This window comes from Desulfocicer niacini, assembly GCF_054657595.1.
Map to the genome: position 1 here is coordinate 1 of NZ_BAAHYK010000083.1, position 10,626 is coordinate 10,626.

Annotated in this window: 9 protein-coding genes; 2 read left to right on the plus strand and 7 right to left on the minus strand. The window is 39.4% G+C overall.

From position 1 onward, the window contains the following. Positions 1-319: 319 nt before the first annotated feature. The 7 genes from ACYQ2M_RS23845 to ACYQ2M_RS23875 form a co-directional block, all read right to left on the minus strand. Positions 320-2,365, minus strand: coding sequence for a sugar transferase (locus tag ACYQ2M_RS23845; RefSeq protein ID WP_459918902.1), 2,046 nt, complete (start codon positions 2,363-2,365; stop codon positions 320-322). Positions 2,366-2,713: 348 nt separating this feature from the next. Further along, positions 2,714-3,859, minus strand: a complete 1,146-nt coding sequence (wecB, locus tag ACYQ2M_RS23850) for a non-hydrolyzing UDP-N-acetylglucosamine 2-epimerase (protein WP_459918903.1) — start codon at positions 3,857-3,859, stop codon at positions 2,714-2,716. A gap of 49 nt (positions 3,860-3,908) precedes the next feature. Beyond that, positions 3,909-5,003 carry a DUF354 domain-containing protein gene (locus ACYQ2M_RS23855; protein ID WP_459918904.1) on the minus strand — a complete coding sequence of 365 codons (1,095 nt, stop codon included), beginning with the start codon at positions 5,001-5,003 and terminating at the stop codon, positions 3,909-3,911. Between the two features lie 87 nt (positions 5,004-5,090). Next, positions 5,091-6,236, minus strand: coding sequence for a prenyltransferase/squalene oxidase repeat-containing protein (locus ACYQ2M_RS23860; RefSeq protein WP_459918905.1), 1,146 nt, complete (start codon positions 6,234-6,236; stop codon positions 5,091-5,093). A 62-nt stretch (positions 6,237-6,298) separates the two neighbouring features. Beyond that, positions 6,299-7,486 carry a glycosyltransferase gene (locus tag ACYQ2M_RS23865; protein WP_459918906.1) on the minus strand — a complete coding sequence of 396 codons (1,188 nt, stop codon included), beginning with the start codon at positions 7,484-7,486 and terminating at the stop codon, positions 6,299-6,301. Continuing rightward, positions 7,483-8,772, minus strand: a complete 1,290-nt coding sequence (locus tag ACYQ2M_RS23870) for a hypothetical protein (RefSeq protein ID WP_459918907.1) — start codon at positions 8,770-8,772, stop codon at positions 7,483-7,485. The genes ACYQ2M_RS23865 and ACYQ2M_RS23870 overlap by 4 nt, the downstream gene beginning before the upstream one ends. Positions 8,773-8,786: 14 nt before the next feature. After that, positions 8,787-10,034 (minus strand): glycosyltransferase, encoded by a 1,248-nt coding sequence (locus ACYQ2M_RS23875; RefSeq protein ID WP_459918908.1) that lies wholly within the window; start codon positions 10,032-10,034, stop codon positions 8,787-8,789. Positions 10,035-10,424: 390 nt separating this feature from the next. Between ACYQ2M_RS23875 and ACYQ2M_RS23880 the strand changes: the two genes are divergently transcribed. Together ACYQ2M_RS23880 and ACYQ2M_RS23885 are read left to right on the plus strand one after the other, a co-directional pair. After that, the gene (locus ACYQ2M_RS23880) at positions 10,425-10,559 is read left to right on the plus strand and encodes a hypothetical protein (RefSeq protein ID WP_459918909.1); all 135 of its coding nucleotides are present in this window, start codon (positions 10,425-10,427) and stop codon (positions 10,557-10,559) included. Continuing rightward, a partial coding sequence (locus ACYQ2M_RS23885) for a hypothetical protein (protein ID WP_459918910.1) occupies positions 10,549-10,626 on the plus strand: 78 nt, incomplete at its 3' end. The genes ACYQ2M_RS23880 and ACYQ2M_RS23885, both read left to right, overlap by 11 nt.

The following is a 10,626-nucleotide window of genomic DNA, read 5'->3' on the forward strand; positions in this document are numbered from 1 at the left end:
AGATATTTTTTTACTATCATTTTATTGATTTTTAATTTTTTTTACAGCGATTTTAAAATCTTGGAGAATATGCTTTTCTTGCAAAGCTCTCATAACAGCTTACAGATGAATTTATCTACCCAACATCTTTCAAACACCCAATACCTGATACCCTGTATGCAGCACCCAAATACCACCCATGAGCCAAACCTGACCCCAAATTAGATTGCTTAAAAGCCCCTTTTTGGCATCAAAAAGTGCACGCTAAGGCCTTTTTTGCCCACATTTACGCATCTATTCTTCATAAGAACAAATAGTTATCGGGGTCAGACCCGCTAATCTAATTACTGCGGGCACCTTTGATTACTATGTTTATGAAGGATTTGTAGAAGTACCAGATTTGGGTGCGGAAGGGGCGTTCCAGAAAGGCGCGGATATAGCGCCGTTCGGAATCGCAGATCTCTTCAAAGGTTTCGGGCAGATCGGCATAAAAGGGCGGTACCAGCCCCGGGCGTACCCGTTTGCGCAGCTCTTGGAGATCGGCATCATATAGACTTAAAAAATGAAAACTTAAGGGCCGTACCCCCACAATGCCAAAATCACCTTTCAGCCAGTTGTAGAGCATGGGCAGCTCATCCAGCCACAATTTTCGCATCACCTTGCCCCAGGTGGTCATGCGGAAATCATTCTCAATCTTACCGCCCTTCTGGAGGCCATTGTGATCATACATGTACTGCTGGAGATATTCGGAATAGGGATGCATGGTGCGAAATTTATACGTATTCACCACCTCCCCCCCATACCCGGATCTCTTCAGGGCCACCAGGGGACCATAGGTGGGACTCTTGTCCAAGGAAGGGGTTTTTACCTTGCGAGCAATGAAACAGAGACGCTTATTAATCTCTTTGGTGGCCACAATTTCAAAACCGCAGAAACAGAGCCGTCCCAATACTTCTGCCCTGGAAAGGATGCGGTCTTTTCCCTTGGTCCAGGCAAAATAGACCTTCTGCACCCAGGGCAGCTTGGGCATAACCCTGTGGACACAGAAATCCATGGCATAAATCATATGGGCCAGTTGTCTGGGAAACCTACTATAGATCCATTCATGATGGGTTTTGATGGTATGGGCATACCCGACAAAATAGCCACCAGGCAGTAACATCTCGTGTATATTTAAAAAATGGACATTGGTTCGTCTAAAATTATTGACTTTATTGAGACTTACAAAGAGCCGAAGCATCAGTTGGTCGTCCCGCAAGTGAAAAGATTCACGACTTTTATCCACCAGGGTTTCCAAATAAAGAATTTTCTTGAGATCCACATGGGATTCCAGAAAATCATAAAATGGCAGATCACTTGACCGAAAAATTTTGAGAAGTTTATATGTGGCTGGTTGCATCAATCGCCGACGGACGGTTTCTATGTCCACATTAAGATTATAGTCGGTCTGACCCAGTATCTGTTTTACCTGATCCACGGATTCAATGTCCCGGGTCTCTTTTTTCTCCTTTCGTGCGGAAAAATAGACGACCAGCGCCAACAGTTCCAGGCCCATCAGGAGAAGAATAGTGCCAAACCCCTGGGTTCTGGAATAATGAAATATACGAAGACCAAAGACCATCACCCCGGTGACGGCCAACATCAACATCCCAGCCTTTAACCATTGCCACACTGCAAAATAGAAATTTTCCTGCTTGATCACATAAAATTTCCGGGTGGACAGGGAGACACCAAGCCACAAGAGCACCAGCAGAAGCAGCAGTTTCTCATAGCCGGGGAGCAGACCCAATTGATCTCGTTTCATGATATTTACCATAAAAAAACTCCCCAGGAGCAGGACCAGATCCAAAATTACAAAACGATATGAAAACCCGGATTTCAGGTCCTCTTTTGAGTCTTCATCCAAGGCAAGGTCATCTTCTTCACCATTGGTACAGCGCAGAGAGACAAACCGGAATGCAACCGTCCAGAAGAGCATTTCAAGCCCCCACAGCAATCCACAGGTTGCAAACACCTGGACCCGGGAATATCTGCTCAACCCGAACATTACCAACACAAAAACAACAGTAAATGTCAAATAGAGTATCGACTTGAACATCACCCATACAGCCTCTCGATAACCTGTATAGGAAGATGGCAAAAACTTCTTGGCTACCCAACCTGACATCAGCCAGCAAAAATAAAACAAAAAAAGCAGCATGAGATACCCTTGGGGTAAATCAATACTGCCTCGTTTTATGTGGCTGATACTACAAAAGGAAAGGGTCAGCAGTAAGAAATCAACCACCGCCAGACGAAACGGTGTCAGCAATAATATTCTTTTTTCTCTGAATTCACTACCCCCATCGCAGGACTTGTCCGTAAAATTATACCTGTCGTAATCCATGCAAGATTTCCAATCTAAATTTTTTCGCCCTATTTTTGAATACCATACTTCATACTACCCATGACTATTCCCCCAAGCAGCACTCCTACCCCATTGCCCAACAAGTCATTAATATTCCAGGCTCGGTAGGGCAGCAGGTATTGAATACCTTCCATGGCAGATGCCAAAACGATACCCCCTGACAGAACTATCCATAATGGGTGCTAGGGAAAACTCCGCAGCCACAGAACAACCAATGAGATACAGCGCGAGCAGTCTTTTCAACCTCATAATTTCACACTTATAGATAATGCTTTTGTCCTTTTTTTACACTCTGTCATTGCATTTATAATCCGAAATAGCACCAAATTAATATGCCAAAATCGCCTGCAAGCACCTTTCTGCGGATTTCCCATCCCACAACTCTGGCCGGACCGGCTTTCTTTCAGACATCAAAATTTTTTTATATTCCTCCCGAATGCGGTCTACATTATTTCCAACCAAGACACTGGCGCCACCATGCTCGCGGAGCGTCACTGGACGTTCCGTGTTCCAGCGTAAGGTCAGGCAGGGTGTACCCAAGACTGTACATTCCTCCTGCAAACCACCGCTATCCGTGAGCATGATCCGGGCACTCATATTCAGCCTCAGCAGTTCGTGGTACCCCAAAGGTTCCAACATCACCAACCCCGGACATGCCAATGCCCTTTGCCACAGCCCAAATGCCTGCATCTTCTGCTTGGTCCGGGGATGCACCGGCCAGAAAAGGGGCATGTCACCGACTAACTCTGTAAGAAGAAATTCAAAAATGCCGGTAAAAACCTTTGGTTGGTCCACATTTGACGGCCGGTGCAGAGTCATTACCCCATAGGTGTCGCTGGAAGAGACGTCAATGCCGGGCTGCCCTGGCAATACATTTTTCTTAACGATTTGATCGATCAACAATTGTTCCGCCTTTAACCGCTGGGCCTCCAGAGTATCGATCATGATGTTGCCCACAAACTTGATTTTTTCTTCAGACACCCCTTCTTTGCGAAGATTTTCGGAAGACAGCAGATCAGGTGTCAACAGCAGGTCGGACAAGCGGTCCGTAACCAAACGGTTCACCTCTTCCGGCATGGACATATCCCCGCTTCGTAAACCGGCCTCGATATGACAGCATTGCACCCATTCTTTTTTGGCTGTCACCGAACACGCCAGCGTGGCGTTGACATCCCCCACCACCACCACCCAATCGGGTTTTTCCGTCTGTACCACCTTCTCGAACGCCATCATGGTCTGACCCACCTGCTGGGCATGGCTTCCAGACCCAACCCCCAAGTTGATATCTGCATCCGGAATATTTAAGGCCACAAAAAACGCCTTGGACATCTTATCATCATAGTGCTGTCCTGTATGAATCAACAGATGTTCGATAACGGAAGCCTTTTCCAGGTTATATGCCTCAACAGCCCTGATAAAGGGTGCGATTTTCATGAAATTAGGCCGGGCACCCACTACAGATAATATTTTCATTTCAAAAATACCAACTTTAAGTTGTTAAGAGTTTCAACTGTCATTCGTTTTATTTAGACATGTGCTTATAATCCGATTTTCCCTTCATTGTATCAACGCTTTTCGGATAATTTTCAATAAACCAGGTCATGAACCGGGCTGTATCAATTTTTTCATCCAGCATTTTCTGTCTTCGCCGGGAAAAACCCTGCTTTAAATTTGCAGTATCTGCAAGGTCTTTAACAACAGACAGCAACTTTTCCGGATTATCTGGTTTTATGCCATAGCCCAAACCGTATTTGTCCTCCAGCTCAGCTAAATATCCTATCCTACCAACAAAATCGTTAAACCGAACAAAAGGCGTCCCCAAAACACCGGCTTCAGCCGCCATGGTTTGGCTATCCCCAATATACAAAGACGCAAAAGCCATAACATGGTGAATATCCAACGGATTAATAGCCATTCGGTAAGGCTCAAATTCTGGGGATAATTCTCGTTCAGACGTGATATATACCCTGCCCTTGGGAGAAAGAATTTCGATAATTTTTCGGGCCAATGTGTTACTGATGCCTTTTACCCCCACATCATGGTGCGCTGTGAGTTTGGCAAAACGGATCAGAAAATAGGGTTCTTTAGTGCCAAAATAGGTTTCCACCAGATCTCTGGAAGGGGTAAAATGATTGGGGTGTAAATAAGCCAGTTCATGGTACCCTTCATATTTAATTGATTTATCTTCCCATTTGCCGTTGTTGCAGACCTGCGGAGACAAAATATGCGTACACCAAGGGTAACTAATCTTACTATACAAAGGAACAGCAGCCGCATCATCCTCATTAACATTGATTGAAGGAATTTTTAACATAGTTCCCACATGCCCAATTTCTATTGATGTACCGACAAGCAGGTCAGGGCGGTTCGCAAGGCTAAAAGTAAACAACCGCAAATCGCGTTTGAGCATACCCAGTGCAATTCCTACCTTGTGATCCTTACGACCCTCGGGGAGAATATTTTCAAACCGGATATTGCTTCGGATCAGCAAATCTTCGAGAATATCTTTTTTCTTGATCAGGACAGACACATTATGACCATTCTTTTCAAGATGCTTGATGGTATTTTTGAATAAATGGAAATGGGCCGGATGTCCCAGGTAGATGACACAATGCATGGAGGTCTCTCTTTTCTAAGAATTTTAGTTTTTAAAGATTCCTTGACTCTTTTTTTGATCTTACCCTTCAAAATCAAGAGTAACTATCTAATCCAACTCGCTCAACGCCAGCAGCATCCAGGCTTGGCTCCATCGAATAAAGGGTATTTTATTTGTGAACCAGGGATATTTGCGGTAATAAAAAAAATCGGATGTATCCTGCATATTGGCAATGGTCCAGCGAGCTATGGTATCTGCAAAACCTAAATAGTCTGGATGATAATCTTTGAGCAGTGAAAAGGTGATTATGCCCTGGGCCTGATTGTGGATTTCAGCCGGCCATTTTTTGGGCAACCGCCACAAGGACTGTCCACTGGGCAGGAACTGCTCATTTTTGTAAAACGTCAATCCTTTTTTAATGGCCTGAGTTATATCCTCCTGCAGAAAATCACAGTACTGCTTGATAAGATGCAGAGAAACCAGCACAAACCCCTGATGAAAATCAATCTGCTTTCTTTCGGCATTGATTTCAGGGTTATAACTGTAATTCCAGGAACCATCCGCTTTTTGTTTTGACAACACGAACCGGACCGCCTGCTCAATACGATCATCCGCCTTTTCTCCATGGACCAGACTGGCCTTTAAAATGATTTCGGCTGCGTGCAGGCTGGCATTATAGCAGGCCCCTTTTGACTGATGGGTATAGGCAAATGAAATGCCTGTATCAAATTCAGTGGTCGGAATATCTCCGGACACATATGCTGCCGCACTGATGATTGCCTGCCGGGCACTCTCATCATTTGTCATTTTATAAAAAGCAAAAATACCGTCAACAACATGAGCGGTGACCACAACTGACGGAAGAAATGCTTCTTTAAATTCATTAGAGCTAGCCCAAGGGAAATTATACCCCCAGGCCATACCTGAATATCCCCTGGAATAATTCGCTATCAACCATTTAAAAATCCATCCGGCCTTATCCAGATGGGTCTTGTCCCTGGTTTTGTGGTACAGGTTACAATACGCTTTGAGAAACAATCCCATTCCTTTGGGGTTGTAGTCTTTTTTTATACCAAGGATCGGACGAATATTGATGGGATTGCGCTTCTGAACCTGGGTCGCCACTGCTGGCCCCCATTTCCCCAGCCAATGAAACGGCACCCAGCCATTCAGGGTATCGTAAGGATCGTATCCCTTAAAATTTTCTTTTTCAACATAAGCCAGCAGCGATTGGGTGGTGGCAGTAACGTCCATTTACACATCCACGTCTATTTTTCGGTTTTCGACAATATTCAAATTATGAGAACTTGAATATTTTATTTATTTATTTTTTTTACTTTTTCATAAAATGATAATAACTGTTGAGCTTTTTTATTCCAACTAACTTCATTTTCAGCATGTCCTCTAATTTGACACCTTAAATTTTGATCAGGTCTATTAATATAAATATCTTTTATAATCTGGGTTGTACTTTCAACATTATATTGAGTTGTAAAAAAACAATGTTCATTATCTGCAACAATACGTTTCATTTCGCCAAATGGATTAGTCAATATAGGTCGGCCAGCAGCTAAATAATCGCCAATCTTATTTGGCCATCTGGTATAGGATTTCAAATCTTCCCTTTGCAACAATATAAAACAGTCTGCACAGCTTAATATTTCAGAAAAGTATTTATAGTCGACCCACCCAAATTCAATAAGTTCTTTCCCGATATTTAATTCTTTTTTTATAGTTTCAGGGATATAACCTCCGGTAGTGTACCAAGTCACATCGAGGCCACTTTTTATTAAATCTTGAATAGCTTTAATAAAAGGCATAATGTCATATACCTCCTCCCTATTCATACCGACAAATCCAAAGGTTAAGGAAGATGTCGAAATATTATATTTTTTTCTAAAAGCAACCGTTGGATAGAAAGGGATCGATTCTATATCGGAACCGCCAGAAATAATTACAATATTATTATTACTATTCAATTTTTTGGCTCTATTAAACATACCTGTTGAAAGACAAATCACACCATCTGCAATTTTTTTTTCAGGTACTTCAAAGATCAAGTCGTAGTAACCATGGGTAATTTTTTTTATTCCCTTTTTGTTATCAAATTGACCTCCTCTGCCAAAATAGTCCCACCATTCTGTAATATATATCAATGGTACAAATATTTTTTTGAAAATAATCGGAAAACCTCCACTTGGACGATGACCAGCATCCGAATGATATATTTCAAAATTATTTACTAAAACATAAAACGTTTTTAAAATTACGGACAAAAGACCAAATCCGGTACGCCTCATAAAATCAGGCACAATATCAGGGAATGCAATAATTTTAACTTTTTCTCTAACCTCATCGTAATATGGAAAAATAAATTTTTTTGCAGGCAAACTAGTAATAAATGTTACGTCATTTCCAAGAGCAGCCAAACCTCGTGCAAGCATGAAGCTCCGCCCAAAGCCTTCCTTATCTATGATTGCGTAATGAGAAAATAAAATTTTCATGTTCGATGACCACCCAATGATATTTCTGATCTGTAAATATGTGCGAAGCTAGGAACTAAAAAAAAGATGACAGCAAATATCTGAAAACTTACAACATGATTAACCATTCCTATCATAATGAAAGTAAAAATGGATAAAACATAATATGGTTTAATATCCTGATTAAGATTTTTCAAAGTGTATTTGATTTGATTGATAAAAATTAACACCCAAGGCATTATGCCTACCAACCCTAACATTGATAATCGATCAAACCAGAATGCGTGTGACGTTAAAAACCCAGTTCCAAAAATTGGATTTTTGAGAAAGGAATTCCAAAGCAACGGAATTCGGCCCAAACGTTGACCAGCGTGTGAAGCATTTTCTTGGTAATCAATAACTGGATTCTTTAAAGTTAAAGCCAAGTCTATTATCCTCTCTTCTAAAATTGTGTCCTTAAATAAACCAGAGAAATTGAATAGTGCATCAGTAAAATATGTAATCGGGGTTAGACTAAGCAATAAAAGGAATAAAGGCAATATAAAAAGCAATGCCCCTGAAAGCCTATAATTTTGCATACGAGATAAATTAATTGACACAATTAAAAGAATAAAGGACACAAGCAATGCCATTGTAAATTTAGCTTGAACGATTGCATACATAAATAAAAGAACCATTAAACCTAATAAAACTTTTATCCTAAAAGAATTTTTATTCCATTTTTTCTTAAAAGAATAAATCATTACAGGAAAAATTAGCGAAAGCGGTGTAAAAAAATTATAATCTCCAATTCCAATACTTCTGTAATAATTTCTAAGACCAGGAGATATCAAAAAAATTCGGTATGAAGATCCATCTCTAGCCGCCATAGGATATATATAAATACCAATAATCGAGGTTAATGATGTTATAATAATAAAAAACAATGTAAATATAAGAACAAAGGTCAATCCGCGATAGTCTTTGCTAATCATGAAATATTTATAAATAAGTATTGACAAAAAAATCGGGATCACTTGATTAAGCACCCATATGAAATTGATTTTCTCTCCGCTTCCAAGAATTATGTACTTCCATATAGAAAGGATGCCTAACGATAAAATGGTAAACAATAAATATACTACAAACATCTCTTTGTTGAAGAGTGCTTTTTTGCAAAAGAACAAGCACATAAAAATCCACAACAAAGCATAAAAATGTGGTGATGAAAATGGAAAGGGAATATTCTCAAAAATTATTTGCAAGAAAATACTTGCCATAGTAATAATGGCTAAAATTCTATAATGGATTTTAATTTTTAATATCATAAGACTGAAAACCTTCATCCATTTGACAAAATCTCATCATAAAGTTTGATATACTGCCTTGCAATCAGGATACTATCAAAATTCTCCTTTATTTTTTTTCGAGCATTCCGAGCGAGTTCATAATAGTTTGGTGAATTAATAACCCATTCAATACCATTTTTTAAAGAGTTTACATCAAAAGGTATGGCCTTAAAACCATCTTCTTTATGAGTAACTATTTCCTTAGGTCCTGTAGCATCAAAACAAACCACTGGCGTACCACAGGCCATGGACTCAGCAATAGTTTTACCAAAAGCGTCTATTGTAGACGGTGCCACATATACATCTGCCGATGAATAAAGCAATCTCAAAACAATTATATCATAGGCATAATTAACATTTTTATATTCAAATCCTAATATTTGGCTATCGAATGAACGGTCAGATTTTCCAAAAAACAATAAAAAATACTTCTTCGGATCTAATTTTTGAGCTGCAGCCAAAAACTTATCAAAACCTTTATAGAATCCTTTGTTACTTACAACATTAGCCAACACAATTTTTTTATTAGTATTAATACCTAATATATTCTTAGCTATTTTTTTATCTACCGGGAAAAAATCATTGCTATTTACATTATTATAAATTGTTCGAATATCAAACTTTTTAAAAAGCGAACTATTTTTAGCTTGTTCACTGATCCAATCACTTATACCAACTAACTTAGTTTTGATAGGAATATTTTGAACTTTTCGCTTCAAAACAAATCGAGACAGGTCAAACTTAGTATTACTACCAAGTACCTTGCAAAACCCACAACCTGATTTATAATTTACACAATTGAAGATATCAGCGTAATGGCATCCACCTGTCATGGGCCACATATCTCGTATTGTCCAGACAATCGGTTTTTTTATCTTTTTCAAGTGTTTAATATTTATAAAACCACCACATATCCAGTGTAAATGTATTATATCAGCCTCTTGATAAACTTTAGTTCTCGTAAAGTCTTGACCCCATAAACCAGTGCTAAAATCTGATCTTTTTATACTATTTTTATAAAAAATTTTCAGCGAAGGATCAAGTTGTGATCGAAACAGACTCAATGCCTTTTCTTTTTTCGACTGCGTAGTGCTTATAACGTTTTCATCCCCAAATGTTTCAATACTATTAGTGTATATTTTGGATTCAATATCAAGTTCTTGTAAACCTTTAGATAACCAATAAGCCCCTCTAGCAGCACCTCCAGTCAACTCACCGCCTACAATATGTAAAATTTTCATTATATCTCCCTAACCTAAAATAAGTAACCTCCGGTAAACCCGGCGGGTTGATTGTGAACAGCTCAAAGCAGTCATAAAACCATGAGCCACCAAAAGGTGGCCAAAAAATTTTCAACTGATCAACCTTTCGATCGGCCTCTTCTCGTTTCTTAATATTTTGTTTTACCGTTTCTCTACCTCTGCCAACAATTGATACAAAATATCCCCTGACCCAAAAATTCTGACTTGAGACCTTTGCACGACCGTATTGATTGAAGCCAACTTGCACATCAGTAGTTCTAGTTTTTTACCCATATTGCTGTAAAATCTTAAAAAAAATTATATATAATATTGAAATAATTGCATTTTTATGTTATTATGCCACCATAAATTTATTCAATAGGAGGCATTATGGCATACAAAAAGATTGAACAGAATTTTTCCTTTGCTGACATCGCTATCCAAAATCACTCTGATAAAAATCGAACCTATGTTTTTCTAAAGCAAATGCTTTCTCCTTCAAAAATGGTTCCAAATCAATTCTGATCCAGAACTTGAAAGCCAGATCAATGACCGCATTTCATTTAAATCTTTCCTTGCTTTACCATTGGAT